Genomic DNA, 20,167 nt, shown 5'->3' with positions numbered 1-20,167 from the left:
CCTGCATAATGAAATGCAGTGACAAACCAAGAGAGTGTCCTTCAAAAAAAACCGGGTTTCTTCCTATTATAATAGGTTATGATATCGTAAAAGAATCAAGTTCGAAATGGAAGGGTCTATTGGATAACAAAGAAAAAACCTTTGTATATCAAGGGTTTGAGGGATTGTTATAAATTGCAAAATTGTCGGCTTGCCGATTTGATTTTATCTTTTAGTGTAGGAGGCGAACTTTTGAAGTTCGTCTTCTTCACCTTCATTCTGCGAAAATCCTAATACCTGGATAAATATGGGGTTTTATTCAAAAAGAGCAAACTTAAATAAATAGGAATTGGGTTAAAAGATTTTAGTCATACTTGCTCGCCAAGGAATGACTGCCGCTGTTCCATTCGAATATAAAGACCCATCAAATCGATATACAATTAGACCGGGCCGTCCGGGTACAGGGATATTAACTACTTCACGCGTTAGATAACCAATAAGTTGATGATTTTCCCAAAGAAGTCTTATAACAGGAAAAAGACCGCCACCCTCACCTGGTACACCTTGCCTAAAGTTACTAACTGGTCCTAACGGAATCTCATTCAGCGAACCAGTAAGCAGACCTATAGAATTGTCCTCAACTCCGCCTTCTGTCATTTCATTCAACCTCAGCACACCTGGTAAAACAATGTTACCAACAATGAACTCTGATCTCCAAATACTTGGAATAGGCAGTTGAATATTATCCCGAGTTTCATTAATAAACGAATTATTATGATTGTTCACATTAATCTCTCCTTAACTTCGTATTATACCTAACTTATACTTAGACGCTTGGAAGAGTTCTGATTTTTGATAAACAACAGTAAAAGTGTTATCCGAGATTGGTCAATTGTTTCTTCTTGCGTTGCTGAGTTTGAACCAAGTAAAATTCAGCCATTTTTAGTTTGATTTCTTGAATACATGAAAAGAACTCACAAATTGTAGCCTGTGAGTTTCTCAGTTTTCACCCTTGGAATAAAGCATTTCATGCCGTTTTAAGCACTTTTAATCAGGTTCGAGATGGAGGCAGTATCGGTTAGTGCCTTTCCTCCTTTTTCTTATTATTGGATATAGCGTTCATAAGGAGTAAGGAACGTTTTCAATTTGCACAGACATGGCAGGATGTCAAGTCGAACGTTTCGCCAGCACTTTACATACTGAGCCCTAGAACTATGATACAAAACGCTTGGCTATCGAGAGGATGGATAGGTGCTGTGAAGCCTATTGGTACCGGTTGCCCATGCTGCTTTTGTACCATAAATAACTACATTACCATCGTCCTGTACAACAAGAAATGCATTGCCCCAGCCGTTCGTGTCTGTAGCCCATATAGGATTTGGATATCCGTAAATTACAAAATTACCGTCTGTTTGCATGACTGCATAGTTAACTGCTCTGCCGTTAGTTTTACTACTCCATAGAGCTATTCCTCGACTGTATAATACAAGATTGCCATCCTCTTGAAGAATAAGTGTGTATGCCCCATTTGCCGATTGCAGACTCTGTCCTTTTAGAAGCATCTGTCCGGGTAATAATCTGTCCATATTCCCACTCCTTAACATAATATAGATTACCTTATGTTTTACCTAAAAAAACGTGATCTGAGACCGTAAGAGCGTATTCCAAAATAATATAGTTAAGTGAAGATGGGCACCGGAGAGGGGAGAAGATGGTGAGGTAAAATTATTGTTAGAACTGCAGATAGTTGCCCATCACTTATTTATGTTTGCTTAATAGGATGTTGTGAGTGACATAAACATAAGGAGGCATACCAACGGATGCAGAAGAAGAAAACTACAGTGAAGAAGAAAACTCTCACTTCTACACAGACACAGAGACATGTACATGAATTTGAAGGTAGTACCAAACTGGCTGAAGAAGGCGCAGACCGACATAACCATCGCTTTGCAGGTGTGACGGGGCAAGCGATTCGACAAGGAAGAAGCCATATCCATGAAATTGAACTTACGAATACTGATTTCTTAAACCATTTTCATAACCTGAGAAGGATTAGAACAGGACCCGCTATTCCGGTTGGAAATGGCAAGCATGTACATTTTGTTACAGGCCAAACTACATTAAATGATGGTCATGTACACCAATTTAATTTCGCAACCTTGATTCAGCAACCTCTTGTTTAATACGTTTTAGAAATGGCTTGTAAAGGATATTGAGTTGCATTTATCTATAACATAAAAAGAGGCAGTCCCTTGTAGGAGAAACCTACGGATCAAGGACAGCCTCTTTTTATTCGTGCAGCCTGTGCTTTCGGTAAAGTATTTCGTTCTACCAAAGTAACGCCGGGCAGCAGTTGCAGATCAGGATTCCAGATAAACTTCATCAATGGATACATGGCGTTCTTTGGACAAATCTACATACTCATTATCGCTAATCTTCACCAAGGGTCTGAAGTAGTCAATTGGATTATTCAGAATAATCGTTCCTGTCTGACCTGTAGTCAGAAGGACCTGCTTATTAATAAAATTCGGAAGCATATGGCGGATGAAAACCTGGGTAGCTTCAGGGTTCAGATGCCCAAAGCTCATGCTATGCAGCTGGCGCAACACGGCGAGCAATTCTTGCTTTGTCTGATACACACGATTGGAAATCATAGCGCTATACACGTCGGCAATAGCCGTTATGCTGGCGAAAGGGTGGATCTCTTCCTTGAAGAGTCCATGCGGATAACCGCTTCCATCTTCGCGCTCGTGATGTTGCAAGGCGACGATTGCTGAAATCTCATCACTGGTCGAATTGCGAATAATATCAAAGCCATAGAGGGGGTGCTTCTTCATTTCCTGAAATTCCTCAGGCGTTAGTTTATCTGGCTTATTCAATATTTCATCTGGTATCATGGACTTGCCTATATCGTGCAAGTATCCGGCTTTACCCGCGGCATAAGCCTCTTCCTCTGTATATCCCAGCCATGTGGCAATGTAATATGAGAGTACACCTACCTGGAGAGAATGATTATACGTATACTGATCTCCCCGTTCCATAATTAACAGCATTGATACGACATCTTTTTGATGAGCCAGTTCTGAAACAAGGGGGGCGAATAGCTCATCAACTCGAGATTCATCAAATTTGCCAGTTGCGGAAGCTTCGAGAAACATGCTCTCAAAGCCATGTATAGTCTGCTCCATGAGGGGGACGGCGCGTTTGAGGGATTCGGGGGAAGCTGGAACATCGGGGGCAAAGTCAACCGGAATGCTCGCTGAACCAGCATCAATGTCGATATAATCGACACCGTGCATGATAAGCTTGGAGATATCTTCATGCTGAAGCTCGGTGCCCTGAACCAAGACAGGTACACCGTGCCCGTTGTATGTATCGGATTTGAGGCGATCTCCGGGCTTGGCATCGGTAACGTGAACTCTCATGTGCTAACCTCCTTATTGTCGTAAATGTGTCGAAAATACGAAACAACCCTAATATATCAAGAATTATATGGGATGACAACGACTAATTTACTATTATTCCGAGTTGTAAAATAGGTACGAGGAACCCTCTCGTCTCAGATGCATACGAAGGTAAGTGTTAATGTTATTCACTGTATCGATGACTTGAGGCTCTCCCCACTCATATGTACCATAATGATAAAGAAAATGGTATCCTTAAACATTAGAAGCTTCAAAGTCGATATAAAAAGAGGAGGCGGTTATGGATATGACGACTCGGCAAATGTTGACCATTTTGCATACGAATGATATACATAGTCATTTTGGCAGTATGCCTTCGATAGCCGCAATGATTGATGAACAAAGAGCCGCATTAGGAGATGCGCTGCTCGTACTGGATATAGGAGACCACATGGACCGGATGGCCCCCGAAACAGAAGGGACGCTGGGTAGGGCAAATGTGGATGTGATCAATCTAACAGGATACGATGCGATTACGATCGGTAACAACGAAGGACTGACGTTTACCCCGGATATTATTGAACAGGCCTATGCGGGAATTCACTGTCCGGTCGTATGTGGCAATATGATAGAAAGTGCTACGGGGGTAAGACCTTCGTGGATGAAGGAATCTCTGATTTTGGACAAGGCAGGGATCAAGGTCGGTTTGCTCGGCGTGACGGCTCCTTTTACAGAGTTTTATCAACTGCTGGGCTGGAATGCTCTCGATCCGTTCGAGGTACTGGGTGAGCAGATCGCAGCACTGAGGAAGCAGGTTGATGTTTTGGTCGTGATGTCTCATCTGGGTTTGCCTTCCGATGAGAAATTAGCGTCACAGTTTCCTGAAATTGATGTTATTCTCGGAGGCCACACCCATCATGTGCTGGAAAAACCGCTTCGGATCGGGAACACTGCTTTATGTGGGGCGGGTAAGTTCGGAACACTGCTGGGTGAAGTGACACTAACACGTAGCAGCAGTCATGAACCATTTCGGGTGACGTCAGGCGGCGTAATTCCTGTGGATCAGACGCTTTTGGACGAAAATGTGACATCGGTCATCGCTCTGCATCGCAGACAAGCAGAGCGTGCTTTGGAGAGCACCGTAGCTGTGACGGATCGGGAACTGGGGATTGCATACGATCAGGAGTCCCCTTTCGGGAATTTGCTGGCACAATCGGTGTCACATTTTACAGGAACAGCAATTGCTCTGGTTAATGCGGGACAACTGCTTGGTTCGTTGCCTCAAGGGGATATCAGCAAAGGAATGCTGCATTCCTTATGTCCTTCGCCGATAAATGCCTGTGTTATGAAGTTGCAGGGAAGGGACATTCGACTGGCACTGGAGCAGTCCTTATTGCCTGAATTTGCGGACAAGCCAATGATGGGATTTGGCTTCAGAGGTAAAGTGCTTGGCACGATGTGTGTGGAAGGTTTGGAGATAGAGTATGACCCGGATCGCGCTCCTTATGATAAAGTCACGCACATTCGTGTAGCGGGTGGTATCTTGGAAGAGCAAGAGGAATATACGGTGGGTACGCTGGATATGTTCACTTTCAGAGCAGGTTATGAGGTGCTTGCGAACGGAACGGATCTCCGATTTATGCTTCCAGAATTTTTACGGGATTTGATTGAAATGGAGTTGAAGCGTCCGGGCGCGATGGAAGAGTGTTTTGCAGCTAGGTGGCTTCAGGTATCAAAACAATCGGGAGAGGATTAAGCTGCGACTGGTACCTGTTACATTATTGAGAGCCGGCATGAAGCTGGGCAAAAAAATATTCAATGAAAACGGAATGGTGCTGCTCTCTGAGGGTGTTGAGCTTACTCCGCGATTGATTGAACGTCTAGGCCAAGTCGGTATTGGATATGTATACATTGAGGATGCGGTGACCGAAGATATCGTGATTCCTGAAATGATCCATGAACAGACAAGGGCGGCGGCGCTACAGGAGATCAAAAAGCAGTTTCAGGATCTGTCATCCTATTCCGTAGATCATAGGAACAAATATTTTGGAAAGTCCTTTTATAAGGTGATGGAGTCCATTCTGGACGATATCGGAAGCCGCCAGGATGCCATCATTATGCTGATGGATATTGGGGCTGCGGACCAGGATTTGTATCATCATTCATTAAACGTATGTCTGTATACGCTTGTACTGGGAATAGCCAATGGCTACGATCACAACCAGCTTATGGAACTGGGAATAGGTTCATTATTGCACGATATTGGAAAAATGAAAATTTCACCTCAAGTGCTCTATAAGCCGGGCAAATTGACAGACGAAGAATACGAGCATATGAAAACACACGCGGTAATTGGCTACAAGCTGCTTAAAGATGAACCGGGGATTCCCTTGTTGTCAGCTCACTGTGCATTGCAGCATCATGAGCGTATCGACGGCAGCGGATATCCAAACGCTTGGAAGAAGGACCAAATCCACGAATATGCGAAATGGATCGGTTTGGTGGATTCATACGACGCCATGACAGCAAGCCGGATATATAAGCAGGCGTTGTTGCCTTATGAAGCGATGGAGGTGCTGTACGCCGGTGCAGGCACGCTGTATGAGCAGCGGATGCTGGAAGCCTTCCGTGACTGTGTAGCAATTTACCCCCTGGGGCTCTCTGTAGTGCTCAATACAGGGGAAGAAGGGGTTGTAGTGCGTATACACCCCAAAATTCCGCAACGGCCTGTCATTCGCATTGTGAGAGACCGGGATGGGCAGGAACTGAAAGCACCTTACGATGTGGATCTGTCCGTATCCCTTTCGGTTATGATTACGAACACACTGGGTGCGACCGTAGTCCCTTTCGGCGAAGTACATGTAGATTAGCAGAAGATGTGGAAGAAAGCATGCAGACGCTTTACACATCATGATATGATAATTATACGTCTTTTGAGGTTAATAACAGAAATAAGGTGAAAACATAATGACAGTTCTACAAAACAACTCACTTCTCCCCATATCGCCAGCGTATGATCCGTGGGACCCGATTGTCTCGCTGCGTACACATGGTCGCCATTTACTGACAAGTGTGGAAATGACCGTAACGCATCTGTGCAATATGCGTTGTGAGCATTGCGCTGTTGGCGATATGCTGGTCATGAAGGAGGCTCCTTTCCTACCGCTAGATCTGATGTTGAAGCGGTTGGATGAGGTTGAGCATCTGGAGACGATCAGTATTACTGGCGGAGAACCTGCTTTGCTCGATAAAACGGTTGACGAAGTGATCGTACCGCTGCTGAAATATGCCAAGGAGCGCGGCATTCGCTCGCAAATTAACTCCAACCTGACATTGGATATCCGCAGATATGAGAAGATGCTTCCTTATCTGGATGTTATGCATATATCGTTTAATTATTTGAATGCTGACGATTTTTATGAAGTGGGTTTTGCGAATACCGGACGTCCGACTCCACGCGCGGGTGCTGTTCGCCTTTATGAGAAAATGGTAGAGAATGCTCACAAGCTAAGCGAGATGGGCATGTTCATTTCAGCTGAATCCATGATTAATTATCGGACTCACACGAAGCTGGACGGCATTCATCAGTTAATCAATGAAATGGGATGCCGACGGCATGAGGTTCATCCGATGTACGCATCCAATTTTGCCTCTGCCCTGCCTGTGCTCTCACTGGGCGACATGCGCAGTGCAATCCATAAGCTGCTGGATGTACGTAATCAGGATATGTGGATGTTATTTGGCACCCTGCCGTTCTTTGCATGCTCCGATCGGGAGGAGGATCGCAAGCTGCTTCGCCGACTGCTTCAGGAACCGAATATTACAGTTCGTAATGATCCGGATGGTAGAAACCGCGTTAATGTGAATATGTTCACGGGTAGCGTGTACGTGACGGATTTCGCAGACATTCCTGCTTTTGGAAACATTCAGGAGCAGGGTTTGGACGAAATTTTTGGTGAATGGCTGAATGAGCATCCGCTAAACCAGACCGTCAACTGCCATTGTGATGCCGCTGCCTGCTGCGGACCGAATCTGCTTGTCGCGGACATGTATTACAAGGGAGTAGATTTTAAATCAAGAAAAGCATTACAACTATAAGCATGTTGCATGATGTCATTCGCAATTTTCAATTCGTCTAGATAGTTCACGATGAGTGCTGCAAGTCAAATGATGCAAAATGCTATCTATAAGAAATGGGGAGTTCGTATTGGAAGGTCATACCGAGTTTCATTGGGGATTGCTAGTTGTGAATCTCCTCTTGGTACTGCTGCTTGTCTTTCTTAACGGTGTATTTGTGGCCGCAGAGTTTTCGCTGGTCAAAATGCGCCAATCCCGATTGACGCAGCTCCAAAGCGAGGGTCATCGCCTGGCAGGCTATGCGCTGAAGGTGAACCAAAAGCTGGATGCTTATCTGTCCGCCACCCAACTGGGCATTACGCTGGCTTCACTCGGCTTGGGCTGGATCGGTGAGCCAGCAATATCCGGCTACCTGATAGAGCCACTCATGCACAAACTCGGTGTAACTGACGCTACACTGATTACAACAGTATCCGTAGTTGTCGGATTTTGCGTAATTACCTTTTTGCATATTGTATTGGGCGAGCTGGCTCCGAAGTCTCTGGCGATTCAGAAAACCGAAGGGGTGGCGTTATTTTTATCGGCTCCTTTGCTGCTCTTCTACAAGATTTTTCTGCCCGTGATCTGGGTGTTGAATGCGGCTGCGAATTTACTGCTGCGAACATTTGGCATTCAGCCGGCAAGTGAAGCTGAAGCGGCGCACTCGGAGGAAGAAATTCGGATATTAATGAATCAGAGCGCCAAAAGCGGTGTGATTGATAAGGACGAAATCAAGCTGATGGATAATATTTTTGATTTTTCCGACTTGCTTGCCCGTGAAATTATGCTACCCCGTACGGATATGGACTGTTTGTACACAAACTTATCGTTCAAGGAAAATCTGAAAATCATCAGTGATACCAAGCATTCTCGCTACCCGGTAGCGGTCGAGGACAAAGATCAGATTATCGGTTTTGTTCATATTACGGATCTTCTGTTAGCTGAGCAAGGGGAGCAGCTGGATCTGGCCTCGGTAGTACGTCCTATTTTGAATGTACCGGAGTCTATGGAAGTGAGTCATGTGCTCCGTCTTATGCAGAAAAAGCATTCCCAAATGACCCTCGTGGTGGATGAATACGGCGGAACGGCCGGATTGCTAACAGCTGAGGAAATATTGGAGGAAATCGTCGGGGACCTCTATGATGAGTTTGAGGATGAGCGTCCGAGCGTGGAAATAAAGGAAAACTTTATCTCTGTAGATGGCCGTATGCTCATTGAGGATGTCAATGATTTGACTGGTGTGAGCATTGAAGACGACGAGGTGGATTCCATCGGAGGCTGGTTGTTCAAGGAATTGGAAGGCAGCCCGGTGAAGGGGAAGAAAATTGAGTTTTATAACCTGACCTTTGAGGTGGAGGAAGCAACCAGGCTTCGCATTATGAGGGTTAAGATTCATCGCAAGCCTGAACCTGTGATTGAAGATGAGCTTTCTACCGATGAATCCTGATCCCAATAGATAGGTGCGGTCAGTTCAGGTATGAAGTTATTATAGAGGAATAGAGAAGGAGCCTTTGAATCCACGTTATCGTGGTTTTGAAGGTTCTTTTTTTATCTGCAATTTTTTGTTCGAGACTTGGGCGATGCGGCATATGTTGAATAGTAAAGCAGATGGATCAATTAAAGGAGGTCCCGGCCCGTGAAATTTCCCCAGCAAGGTGAGTATGCACCGTTTGTCGGTCCGTTCGATCCGTGCCCGCCCGTACTGTGCAAGACTTATGTGCTACCGCCAAATTTGTTTGTACAATTTCAGCCCCCCGGTCTGCCACAATTCAGCCCGGAAGAGGCGCTGACGAGAGGAACGCTATGGCCATTGCTTTTCAGCCCTTACCAGCCTATGAGAAACCAGGGGGGAGACGAGTAACATGGAGCATCCAAATCCAAATCAGGGTCAGCCCCACAACCAGTCTCAACAGCCAAACGAGCAAGAAAGTCAGCATCAACAGCAGAATCAATACCATACCCCCTATTCAAATCCGTATCAGTACCAGTATCAAAATCAATACCAAAACCCGAACCAGTACCAGAGCCAAGCTCAGGAATACAATCAAGCCAGAAACTCGGCGCCGGGCTATACGCCCCAAACCAAACCGGGGGATAAACAGTTTTATGCGTTGTTGGAGAAGCTCCAAGCGGTGGATTTTGTGCTGGTGGAGCTGAATTTGTATCTCAATACGCACCCGGATGATTTGCAGGCCATCGAACAGTTCAACAAGCTCACACAGGAAAGAACAGCGATTGCTAACGAGTACCAGCTTCTCTATGGGCCTTTGCAAAACTTTGGCCGTGCCTATTCCAAATATCCTTGGGAGTGGAGCCAGTCCCCTTGGCCGTGGCAGGTATAGGCAGGTACAACTTTTTATAAAGGAGGAACATGAATGTGGGTATATGAGAAAAAGCTGCAATATCCTGTACGTGTTAGTAAATGTGACCCTCACATGGCCAAGCTGCTCATGGAGCAGTATGGTGGAGCGGATGGTGAGCTCGCCGCAGCTTTGCGTTACCTGAATCAGCGTTATACAATTCCCGATAAGGTCATCGGTGTATTAAATGATATAGGCACGGAGGAATTTGCTCACCTTGAGATGATTGCCACGATGATTTACAAGCTGACGAAGGATGCGACTGTGGAGCAATTGAAAGCGGCCGGTCTGGGCGAACATTATGCGGCGCATGACCGTGCTTTATTTTACCAAAGCGCAGGCGGAGTTCCTTTTACAGCGACTTATATTCAAGCCAAGGGCGATCCCATCGCAGACTTGTATGAGGATATTGCGGCAGAGGAAAAGGCGAGAGCTACATACCAGTGGCTGATTGATTTGACAGATGATGTGGATTTGCAGGATAGTTTGAAGTTTTTGCGTGAACGCGAAATAATCCATTCGCTCCGCTTCCGCGAGTCTGTGGAAATTTTGAAGGGAGAACGGGACCGGAAGAAAGTGTTTTGAGGGAGTTTTTGTAACAGCTAATAGAGATGGCCATCTGCAAGCATCAAGTGCAGGTGGCCTTACTTTTGTTAGAGTAAAATTAATTGTTTGGAATAATGAATTTATTCTCCATATTCTAGTTGTGAAAAATACTGCTCGTTATATACGACACTCGGATGAGTAGGATGGTGTCGCTGGGCCATGCGATGATGCAATTTTGCCTTGTCGATGTCACCGATTCGGTCATAGCACAGGCATAATTGCAAGTGTGGAAGCCAGGTATAGTACGACGAATTAGTTAAGGCCATTGCATCTTGTGGTGGCTCAATCAGCGTCGCCTGCCTGAACCAATAAATGGCTTGAGTATATTGCTCGTCTTCAATCAGTAAATTGCCAAAGACACAGCAGAACTGGGCGCGCGGTGCATCGAGGTTCAGTGTGCGAAGCAGGGCCATACGCTGCTCCTGTTTTTGACCTTGGCTACCGTAGCAATCTGCAAGCTTGAAGCAAGCAGCAATCCGGTCCTCAATCCATCCCTGATTTAGCCCCAAATAGTATTTATACTGCTGAATGGCTTCTTGCGTCCGTCCGTTGTCATACAGTTCATTGGCAAAGTAGTAGTGATCTCGTTCAGAAAATACGGTTCCCTGCTCCAGATGCTTAAGATAGATGTGCAAATTGCGGTCGCTATATGCGCGTGTCTTTTTGTGAGTCACCGCCATATTGCTGTGGAGGGTGCTGCCCGTCACATTCAGGAATTCATGTACAAATCCGATCCATCTGAATTTACACTCCCGGCGCACAATCCGATTTCTTTTCAGCTTATGCAGCGGTTGTCCCCGTTCATCTACGGATAATACATAATCCATCGTAATGCTGTCATAGGAGAGGGTGGCTTGTGTTTTCCAGTTGAGAAAGGAGATACGGTCTTTTTCTTCCAGTATGTCGTCCGCATCCAGCCAAAATTGATAGTCCTGGGTTGCCTGATCAAATGCATAGTTGCGGGCTGCAGAAAAGTCATCACACCATTCAAAACGATATATCTTGGCGTTGAACAACGCAGCCACCTCTTGAGTGCGGTCGGTAGAGCCTGTATCGACGATAATGATTTCATCCACCAGGTCATGGACTGATTTAAGACAGGTATGAAGTGCTTCTTCTTCATTTTTGACAATCATACATAAGCTGACGGTTACCATGCCCTTTGTCCCTCCCAACAAACTTGGTATACTCTCCATTTTATTGAGAAAGCTTGCTCATTATGTAGTCATCCCAATTGGACGAGTGAAGCCTGTATCATGATCATAAATTCAATCCTGCACTAATAAATTAGAAGATCAAAGTCTGATGCAAGAGGGGAGGGCATGGATAGACCGTTCATTTCACTCTGTATGATTGCAACTTTGCAGATGCATGAAATTCGGGATTAGCGTGTGCGGCCAGGAATGAATTCTATAGCTGAATGGGAAGATTGTATTTTTGGATTGATGTGTTTTCATTGATATTTCCAGGTGAAAGTCCATTCATATCACGCTCGCTCTCTTATTACTTGAGCGCAATTATGGTATGCGCTAGGGCATGGAGGGGGACGGTTATGAGGCTTTCGCCTGATGGAGGCGTTGCTCATGCGTATACTAATCGGCAGTCCGGTACATCAGAAGCCCGAAATTTTGAGTTTGTTTCTTCAAGCATTGGAGCGATTGGACTCACCTGACGTGCTGCCGGATTATTTGTTTGTCGATGATAATGACAATCCGATCTCAAGCAGGTGGCTTGTTGATTTTGCCAATCGGCTGCCAGGGCGGGTTTTGCCCTTGTTGACAGACTTGCAGCAAGCGGAGAACCGCAGTGATGAGAACACCCACTATTGGCCGCCTGCTCTCGTCTGGAAAGTGGCCGGCTTTAAAAATCGTCTCATTGAGTATGCGCTTCAGCATCATTATGACGCGCTATTTTTGGTTGATTCAGACCTGGTTCTCCATTCCCGTACCCTGCGCAGGCTGATAGAGACGGAGAAGGATATCGTATCCGAGATTTTCTGGACACGATGGCAGCCGGATGGGGCACTGTTGCCTCAGGTGTGGGTCAGTGACGAATATAATTTGTTTCATCGTGATGAAGGCGAGGTATTGTCAGCAGAGGAGCGAGCACATCGCGAGCTGCATTTTATACACCAGCTGCATATTCCGGGCTTGTATGAGGTGGGCGGTCTGGGAGCTTGTACCTTAATCCGCAGACGGGCGCTGGAAGCAGGGGTTCACTTTGGTAAGATTAAAAACGTTTCCTATTGGGGGGAAGATCGGCATTTTTGTATCCGGGCGGCAGCGTATGGATTTCCGCTTTTTGTAGATACGCACTATCCGGCGATGCATCTGTACCGGGAAGCGGATCGGATCAAGGCAGAGCAGTTACTATCTACCCTAAACTATTTTACTTCGAGTGCTGCTAATACGGACCATCCAGAACATTTAGCTCATGCAGAACACCTAGATGCTTCTAATCATTCTCCGTCCTACAATCGTTCTACTCCATCAAGAACCCCTAAGTTCTCTGAGCCCGGTATACCTGACCATCTCCGTGAGTCTGCTGTTTTTGCCAAGTACACTACGGATTCTTTTGTAGTGCCGCAAGCCTTCTCCGGACCACGTCAAAGTGAGCTTCATACACCAGTTGCCTCCAAGCCCAAACTGACGCTGAGTATGACGGTATCCAATGAGGTGGATCGCAAGCTCAGAGATGTGCTCCGAAGTCATCTGGAATACATTGATGAAGCGGTCATTATTGATGATGGCAGTCATGACGGTAGCGGTGAATTGTGCCGGGAGCTGCTGAAGGGAATTCCACTGCATTTGATTCGGAATGAAACAGCCTCCTTTACCAATGAAGTTGAACTGCGGAAGCAGCAGTGGAGAGAGACTGTGGCCTCCTCCCCGGAATGGATTTTGAATATGGATGCTGACGAAATGTTCGAATCCCGATTTGCTCAAGGGGTACATTCTTTGTTAGCGGGAACGAAAGCCGATACGATTTGCTTCAGGCTGTATGATATGTGGTCTTCCACGCATTATCGCGATGATGACTATTGGCAGGCCCATCGGTATTATCGCCCATTTTTAATTCGATACAAGGAAGGGTTTTCCTATAAATGGAAGGAGCAATCCTTGCACTGCGGGAGATTTCCCGATAATGTGCTTGACCTTCCCAGTGAGATCAGCAACTACCGTATCCAGCATTGGGGATGGTATACACCTGCTATTCGGGCAGCCAAATTTGAATGGTACCAGCTGTTGGACCCGAATGCTCGTTATGGCTGGAAAGAGCAATATGAATCGATTTTGGATCCGAATCCCCGGCTCACGCTTTGGGTAGATCAAGATAGCAAAAATGTAAGGGACGAACCGGCCTCTGAACATGAAGATATCCATTACAATACCACTTCGGATGTCGCCAAGATTGCCAGTGTTCAGGTTGTTGATAATCCGGAGCCGGAAATCAACGAGGAAGCTAAGGACACATTTTTTGAACAGGGAGAAGCGCAAGAAAAAGGAGCAGAGCAGGGCGTGAAATGCAAATTATGCGGCTCATCTGAAACAGGCGTATTTCATCGATATGAGCATTTTACATTGCTGGGGTGCGGCTCCTGTGGATTGGTTTTCCGTAATGATGTGGATCGTATACAGCCTGAGGATATGATTGCAGAGATTTATAATGCCAAATGGGTTGCCATGCGGGATAGCGCTGCGGCTTCAACCTACGGAGAGCATGCCCTTTTTGGACTTATGCTACTGGATATGTTCAGCCCGGGCAAAGGAAATTTGCTCGAGATCGGATCGGGGACCGGAGAATTTATCCATGCCGCGCTTCAAAGCGGATGGAATGCAGTGGGGATTGAGCCTTCTATTGACTCGCGTGCCTATGCCAAAGACAAATATGATGTAGATTTGTTGCCAGGCTACTGGAACGGAAAAATTGAAATAGCCGATCTTGTACAAGAACCGGAAAAAACGGAAAACATCAATGAAACACAGGAAGTGAATGAAACACCAAAAACGGAGGAGGATACTGACTTATCCTTGGATAACCAATACGAGGCCGTTGCATGCTGGCATGTGCTGGAGCATATTGCGGACCCGATTGCCTTTTTGACGGATTTACGCGAACAGCTTCAGCCTGACGGGACGTTATATATTACAGTTCCCAATAAAAACTCGTTTACCAATGAAGCTTACGGCGCTTATTCACCTTTATTCACGGAGGAAGATCATTTGTATCATTATTCGGAGCATACGTTGGCGCTGCTACTGGCCAAGTCCGGCTTACGCCCGGTAGCTTTGTTCACCCGTCAGCTTTCCTCCGGTTTGGATGCCTTGCTGGAAGCCCATCCGTTGTACGGTGAGCTTGATTTTACGGAACGAATGGGGCTGCTGGCCAAACTTCAAGGTGAGAGACGGGGGCATGAACTCTGCTGTGTCGCAAGGGCAATTTGATCATTTGAACAGGAGGCTGCATCCATTCAAATTTGACCGCTCTGCCTTATGAGGATGCCAGCTTTAATAAAATTGTATGTATTTCGGTGCTGGAGCATCATGTGGGGCGGTTTGCATTGTTTTAGGGCTGTTTTAAAAAAATATTAGGGTTATCAGTATGCGCTATGAGGTTTACACAGACCTCTCTTATTGCTTATCATGAGAGGGGTTGAAGTTGTAAACCTACATAGGAAAGGAATGACTGATAACTACATGAACAATGCAACTGTGTTGAAGAAACCTGAGGCTATGGTATTTGATATGGACGGTACACTTTTTCAGACGGAAACGCTGCTGCTACCTGCGTACCACAAACTGTTTGATACGCTGCGCGCCGAGGGGCTTTATGAAGGAGCGACTCCTCCCGAGGAGCTTATTCTGAATAGCTTGGGCATGCTGCTGGACGAAATCTGGAGAAGAGTGATGCCAGAAGCCAGTGAAGCAGCCCACAGAAGAGCGGACGAGCTGCTGCTTCAGCTAGAGCTGGAAGGATTGAAGAACGGAAGTCATGCGCTGTATCCACATGTAAAAGAAACACTTCAGGCCCTCCATGAGCAGGGTGTCCGACTATTTGTAGCAAGTAACGGGCTGGAGGATTATGTAAAGGGAATCGCTGCTGCCTATGAAATGGCTCCCATTTTTGAAGGTTTGTACAGTGCCGGGGAGTACAGCACGCTTTCCAAAGTGGATTTGCTGAAAATTTTGTTGAGCAAGCATGATATTTCGAACATATGGATGGTTGGAGACCGCTCCTCTGATGTGGAAGCGGGTAAAAAGAACGGACAGACGGTCATCGGCTGCGCTTATGCCGGATTTGGCGTAAACGACGAGTTGCAGGGCTCCGATGCGATTATTACGGATTTCACGCAGTTGCTTACGCTTTATAAAAACGCTAAGTAATTACGTACCACAAATTACTGCTTCTAGATACGCTTGACGCGTCATATATATAAGATACACACAATGCAAGCAATGTCGGGCAGACAACAAAAAAAGGAAGGCAGCCACTTTACGCGGAGCCTTCCTTTGCCTTATTCTCTGTTTTATTCTCTGTTTTATTTTCTGTTTTATTCTCTGCTTTATTCTCTGCTTTATCTTCTGTTTTGTGATCCGTCTGCGGCTTTGGATTAATCTGTGTGTGGTAGACCCACAAGGCGTATTCCATGGGCCTGGCGATGGCACGGCGATAGGTCTCTTTTTCACCAATACGTGAAAATACCTCGCGGGCTGGCTTTGGATTGACCTCCAGCACGTAAATTTGACCGTCCTTGTTGATTGCCAGATCAAGCGCAAGCTCACACAATGCTCCGTAGCTCTTCTCCAGGTAAGCAGCAATATCCAGCCCGAGCTTTTCCCCTTGCTTGATAATTTTCTCTCTATGGTCTTCATCACGAATCCATTGAGTCAGCAGTTGGTTCATCGGTACCGCCTTGCCTCCGCCATGGAGGTTGGAAGTGACGCTTCGATGTGCCCCGATCCGTCCGGCGCATCCGGTTAATTCCCATACTCCTTGGCTATTTTTCTGTACCAGCATGCGGTAATCATGGACCCTGCCATTCGGCAGCTGTACAGGAATGCCTTCCTGAACGATGTAGTTATCCATGTTCCATCTGCTTAAACGTGGCTCCAGACGGTCCAGGCGTACCCGTTGCTGGGGAATAATGCGACGCTTGAGATTGCGGCCCTCAACCAGATACAGGTTCCCTTGCCTGTTAACAGGCTCAATGCGTAAAATACCACGTCCCCCCGTACCGTTAATCGGTTTGAGGTACACCAGTGAATTCTGTTTGAGCATTCGCTTTACACTATGAAATCCATCGAATAGCTCTGTTGCAGGCAGATGGGGACGAAAGGCAGCCCTTCTCGCAAGCTGCTGATGAATGGCCCATTTGTTACTCAGCGGTCGGTTTAAATAGACAAGGTCTGTATATTTCAATCGAAACTGCTTCAATTGAAGATACCGCTCACTACGCTGTACCCGGCAGCGGTCGAAAATCATATCAGGGAATTCCCGCCATTTTAGGGTCCATTTCCCGCTGTGTGGATCATAGATTTGGGCAAGGAGCAGCTTGCGATCCTTATGGACATCCGCAGGAGTGAATACATACGTATCCAGTCCCAGTCTTTTGCCTTCTGCAATCATGCGCTCATATATGTCGCGCTCCTCCAAATGCTTCTTGTTGTTCAAATACAAGGTCATGATGCCTAGGACAGGTTTTGGCACAGCATTCCACCTTCCTCTGCCGTCTGCTTATCTTCAGATAGCTCCCCGCGAAATATCAGCGTGGGTTTTCCGGTCGGTCCAGTCGTCATTTCATTCGCAACAAGTCCGGCTCGAAAACAGGTTTTGAGACTGGCTATATTGTCGGCGGCTACGCTGCACGTCAGGCGGTGCAACTGTTTGAGCTGGGCGGACAGCAGTCTAGCGCCCAGTCTGCGGCCCCGGTAAAGCGGACGAACGATCACGATGCATGCATCCTTCCCGTAATTCAAAGCGAGGGAAAATCCCGCAATCCGCAAGCCCTTCTCTGTGCGCACATAAGCGCACAGGAGAGAGGAGCCGGGATTGTTCAATTGCTCCGGTGTTAAAACGGCCAATTGCCGCAGAGCATTGCGAGTAATGCGCATGCCGCCTGAACTACGGGCGAGAAACAGTAACTGTCGTCGTCTCAGCAGCCAGCTTCGGGTGGGCATATGATGAACATCACTAATTTGCGGCATGATTCCACTTCCTTGATCATGATTTCATTCGCCCGGCCAAAAAGGAGCTGTACTGGAATATGCGTCTCAGCGATTTTTGACGGATTTCCGGCTCGTCGAATTTCATTGGTTTGGCATTGGCTTCAAAAAACCAGAGAGTTCCATTTGTATCCACACCCAAATCCATGGACATTTCGCCGTGGGAAAGGCCGGATGCGCGCTCAATTTGACGTGCAATCTGAAGGGCCGTGCTTTTAATTTTGTTCAGCAATTCCGTGCTGTCCTCAGGTCCGAACAGGGAGGAGAGAAGCTGGAACGGGTCCTCCACACTTCCACCGCGCGGAACATGTGTCGTAATGCTTCCTTTCCCCGCCAGTCTGGCGCCGACTCCGGTAATGCTCCACGAACCGCGGGCATTTTTTTGTACCAGGATACGCAGGTCGAAAGGCTTTTTCTGATAAGTTGCCAGATCAATCCCCTGCTGAATGATATAAGGCGAATTACCTGCTTCCCGGCGGATACGTCCCCACAGCCGGGACAGCGACACGGATCTGTAGGTCACGCTTTTTTTGTCATGCTGAATCGTCAGCCTGTAGGCCATTAGATGCTCTGGCCGGAATTTAAGAATCATAATTCCCTTTCCGGCCTTGCCATTTTCCGGCTTGAGGTACAGGTACGGAAACGCAGATAGCATCTTCCCCAAGGCAGACAGGTCGCTTAACCGTTTGGTTGCGGGAACGAGTTGCCGTGTGGATTCTGAGGTGCGGAGCCATTTGAACAGTTCCCACTTGTTAAAAAAACCTGGATTGTATAGCTCAATGCCAGAAGTGTGTGAAATTTCATCCAGCTTTGTGCGCACAGAGGCTTTAAGTTCATAATTGCGGTTTGGGATACGATTATAAATGACCTGCGGAAGCGGGAAATCTTGTTCCTCCCAAGCCTGTAAGCTTTTGTTGAAGATATAGCCCTTGACCGTTTCAGCTGCCAGCTTCAGGTCCCTGACGGTAACGATGTACACCTGATAGCCCATCCGTGTTCCCGTTTCAAGGATATCCCTGAAATTACGCTGATTCCCCTTGAAAAATTGTCCGTCGTCGTGCACGGTCAATACAGCAACGACTGGTTTTTGCTCCGCCCGGATATTCATAGTTCCTCTTTTCTGCGGAATTTACTAAGGTAAAGACAGTGGTCCAAAATATGCTCCACGGATGCTTTACCCTCCGCACGCAACGATGGATGTTGGAAAATGGATCGACCGGGCTTGGAGTTGGCTTCAAACATCCATACCTTTTCATCCTGATCAATGCCCAGATCGAAGCCGATTTCACCCAGCAGATGTTGATGATGGTTCTCAATGGCTTCTGCGAGCGTAACCGCTACATTCTTGGCACGTTGTAGCACCTCGCCCGCCCGGTCGCCGAATACCCGGTCCAGCGCTTGCTCCGGTGTCATCAGGGAGCCACCGTTTTTAATATGAGTCGTGACACTGCCACGTCCGGATTTTTTGGCTCCAATTCCGACGACGACCCATTGGTTATTGCCGTTCTTGTGCATATGAAACCGGAAATCAATCGGGCAATTGTCAATCTCGATCAGCTGAATTCCTTGCTGAATGAGGTAGCCTTTTAACGTCTGGCCTTGATTGGAATGAAGCATACGGAGCATCGAGTTGAAAGATGTGAAGCGCAATAATACATTGCTATTTTTTTTGCGATACCTCACAAAATAGCCTTGTTTGGGAACATGGGAAAGACGGTAAATCCCTTTGCCGAGACTGCCTCCACTTGGCTTGTAATAAGCAAATTGATGACGCTCCAGCATGCCTCGGATTCGTTCAGAGCTGGGATTCATATACGATTCAGGGACATAGCGGTTGACTTCCGGATTACTTTCCAGCAGATGATAGATATCTGATTTATTGAAAAAGCTCCAGTTAAAGAAGGGAATTCGTTTGCGGGAAAACCGCTCGCGTAGCTGATTGATCGCCGGGGAGAAATCAGCGCGACGGCTCGGTAAACGATTATAAATCACATCCGGCAGAGGTATGATTTTACGTGTGAAATCCCCGCTGGATGATAGAAAATAGCCATTAATCGTATCATTTTGCCAGTTGATATCCCGAGGAGTGAAGGCAAAAATATAAGATTTATTGCTGCCTTCCTTCAGCAGCTGCTTAATAAAGCCTGTGCGTGATCCAAAAGGCCGGGTGGTGGAGGGGGTGCCGTCAGACAATACTCCAATCAGCGGTCCTAGCTGTACATCACCGTCCAGATTTCGCAAATAGATGGACCCGCTTTTGGGAACACGGATTGCATTACGCAAGCCGGAGGTCAAGTATAGATGACGCCCCGCCTTCTGAATCGGTTTCACAGTGGCGGGAATCTGATCCTTACCAAGCCGCAGACGAATGGACTTGGCTCCGGATAATTTAAGGCTTTTCAACAAGGCAGTGGATATATAAGCCACCTTGTCGGGCTGCTGTGAGAAATGCACATTGCAATGCGTTAAACTCATCTGT

Annotated in this window: 18 protein-coding genes; 10 read left to right on the top strand and 8 right to left on the bottom strand. The window is 46.7% G+C overall.

Features of this window, described 5'->3' with window-relative positions; genetic code table 11:
- Positions 1-333: 333 nt before the first annotated feature.
- Positions 334-765: a hypothetical protein gene (locus BAZ21_RS03340; protein ID WP_068497022.1), complete on the bottom strand. Its 432-nt coding sequence runs from the start codon at positions 763-765 to the stop codon at positions 334-336.
- Positions 766-1,211: 446 nt separating this feature from the next.
- Positions 1,212-1,565 (bottom strand): lectin, encoded by a 354-nt coding sequence (locus BAZ21_RS03335; protein WP_068497020.1) that lies wholly within the window; start codon positions 1,563-1,565, stop codon positions 1,212-1,214.
- A gap of 234 nt (positions 1,566-1,799) precedes the next feature.
- Between BAZ21_RS03335 and BAZ21_RS03330 the strand changes: the two genes are divergently transcribed.
- Positions 1,800-2,162: a YmaF family protein gene (locus BAZ21_RS03330; protein WP_068497018.1), complete on the top strand. Its 363-nt coding sequence runs from the start codon at positions 1,800-1,802 to the stop codon at positions 2,160-2,162.
- A gap of 177 nt (positions 2,163-2,339) precedes the next feature.
- On the opposite strand, the gene BAZ21_RS03325 is transcribed toward BAZ21_RS03330, so the two are convergent.
- Entirely contained in the window at positions 2,340-3,404 is a 1,065-nt protein-coding gene (locus BAZ21_RS03325) for an HD-GYP domain-containing protein (RefSeq protein WP_068497015.1), read from the bottom strand.
- Positions 3,405-3,684: 280 nt separating this feature from the next.
- Between BAZ21_RS03325 and BAZ21_RS03320 the strand changes: the two genes are divergently transcribed.
- From BAZ21_RS03320 to BAZ21_RS03290, 7 genes are all read left to right on the top strand, one after another.
- On the top strand, positions 3,685-5,139 hold the full coding sequence (locus BAZ21_RS03320) for a bifunctional metallophosphatase/5'-nucleotidase (protein WP_068497013.1): 1,455 nt from the start codon (positions 3,685-3,687) through the stop codon (positions 5,137-5,139).
- Entirely contained in the window at positions 5,093-6,253 is a 1,161-nt protein-coding gene (locus BAZ21_RS03315) for an HD-GYP domain-containing protein (RefSeq protein WP_084011498.1), read from the top strand. The genes BAZ21_RS03320 and BAZ21_RS03315 overlap by 47 nt, the downstream gene beginning before the upstream one ends.
- A 97-nt stretch (positions 6,254-6,350) precedes the next feature.
- On the top strand, positions 6,351-7,481 hold the full coding sequence (gene yfkAB / locus BAZ21_RS03310; protein WP_068497011.1) for a radical SAM/CxCxxxxC motif protein YfkAB: 1,131 nt from the start codon (positions 6,351-6,353) through the stop codon (positions 7,479-7,481).
- 109 nt (positions 7,482-7,590) lie between these two features.
- On the top strand, positions 7,591-8,946 hold the full coding sequence (locus BAZ21_RS03305; RefSeq protein ID WP_068497009.1) for a hemolysin family protein: 1,356 nt from the start codon (positions 7,591-7,593) through the stop codon (positions 8,944-8,946).
- A 189-nt stretch (positions 8,947-9,135) separates the two neighbouring features.
- Positions 9,136-9,360, top strand: a complete 225-nt coding sequence (locus tag BAZ21_RS03300) for a spore coat associated protein CotJA (RefSeq protein ID WP_068497006.1) — start codon at positions 9,136-9,138, stop codon at positions 9,358-9,360.
- 1 nt (position 9,361) lies between these two features.
- Positions 9,362-9,841: a spore coat protein CotJB gene (locus BAZ21_RS29480; protein WP_084011497.1), complete on the top strand. Its 480-nt coding sequence runs from the start codon at positions 9,362-9,364 to the stop codon at positions 9,839-9,841.
- A 33-nt stretch (positions 9,842-9,874) separates the two neighbouring features.
- A complete protein-coding gene (locus BAZ21_RS03290) occupies positions 9,875-10,444 on the top strand; it encodes a manganese catalase family protein (protein WP_068497003.1) in 570 nt (189 codons plus the stop codon).
- 101 nt (positions 10,445-10,545) lie between these two features.
- On the opposite strand, the gene BAZ21_RS03285 is transcribed toward BAZ21_RS03290, so the two are convergent.
- Positions 10,546-11,622 (bottom strand): glycosyltransferase, encoded by a 1,077-nt coding sequence (locus BAZ21_RS03285; protein ID WP_068497001.1) that lies wholly within the window; start codon positions 11,620-11,622, stop codon positions 10,546-10,548.
- Positions 11,623-12,048: 426 nt separating this feature from the next.
- On the opposite strand from BAZ21_RS03285, the gene BAZ21_RS03280 reads away from it, so the two are divergent.
- Both BAZ21_RS03280 and BAZ21_RS03275 read left to right on the top strand, forming a co-directional pair.
- Positions 12,049-14,910: a methyltransferase domain-containing protein gene (locus BAZ21_RS03280; protein WP_068497000.1), complete on the top strand. Its 2,862-nt coding sequence runs from the start codon at positions 12,049-12,051 to the stop codon at positions 14,908-14,910.
- 237 nt (positions 14,911-15,147) lie between these two features.
- On the top strand, positions 15,148-15,849 hold the full coding sequence (locus BAZ21_RS03275) for an HAD family hydrolase (RefSeq protein ID WP_084011496.1): 702 nt from the start codon (positions 15,148-15,150) through the stop codon (positions 15,847-15,849).
- A gap of 109 nt (positions 15,850-15,958) precedes the next feature.
- Here BAZ21_RS03275 and BAZ21_RS03270 read toward each other — a convergent pair whose 3' ends face one another.
- Genes BAZ21_RS03270 through BAZ21_RS03255 form a run of 4 tightly spaced genes read right to left on the bottom strand, consistent with a single transcriptional unit; the run spans position 15,959 to position 20,163 of the window.
- Positions 15,959-17,173 carry a YheC/YheD family endospore coat-associated protein gene (locus BAZ21_RS03270; protein WP_068496996.1) on the bottom strand — a complete coding sequence of 405 codons (1,215 nt, stop codon included), beginning with the start codon at positions 17,171-17,173 and terminating at the stop codon, positions 15,959-15,961.
- On the bottom strand, positions 17,155-17,670 hold the full coding sequence (locus BAZ21_RS03265; protein WP_010349099.1) for a GNAT family N-acetyltransferase: 516 nt from the start codon (positions 17,668-17,670) through the stop codon (positions 17,155-17,157). Before BAZ21_RS03265 ends, BAZ21_RS03270 begins: the two co-directional genes overlap by 19 nt.
- A gap of 16 nt (positions 17,671-17,686) precedes the next feature.
- Positions 17,687-18,796 carry a YheC/YheD family endospore coat-associated protein gene (locus tag BAZ21_RS03260; RefSeq protein ID WP_068496994.1) on the bottom strand — a complete coding sequence of 370 codons (1,110 nt, stop codon included), beginning with the start codon at positions 18,794-18,796 and terminating at the stop codon, positions 17,687-17,689.
- Complete coding sequence (locus tag BAZ21_RS03255; protein WP_068496992.1) at positions 18,793-20,163, bottom strand: YheC/YheD family endospore coat-associated protein; 1,371 nt, start codon at positions 20,161-20,163, stop codon at positions 18,793-18,795. The genes BAZ21_RS03260 and BAZ21_RS03255 overlap by 4 nt, the downstream gene beginning before the upstream one ends.
- Positions 20,164-20,167: the final 4 nt, after the last annotated feature.

The organism is Paenibacillus kribbensis, from assembly GCF_001705305.1.
GTDB classification, from domain to species: Bacteria; Bacillota; Bacilli; order Paenibacillales; family Paenibacillaceae; genus Paenibacillus; species Paenibacillus kribbensis_B.
This window is presented reverse-complemented; position numbering and strand designations above follow the sequence as displayed.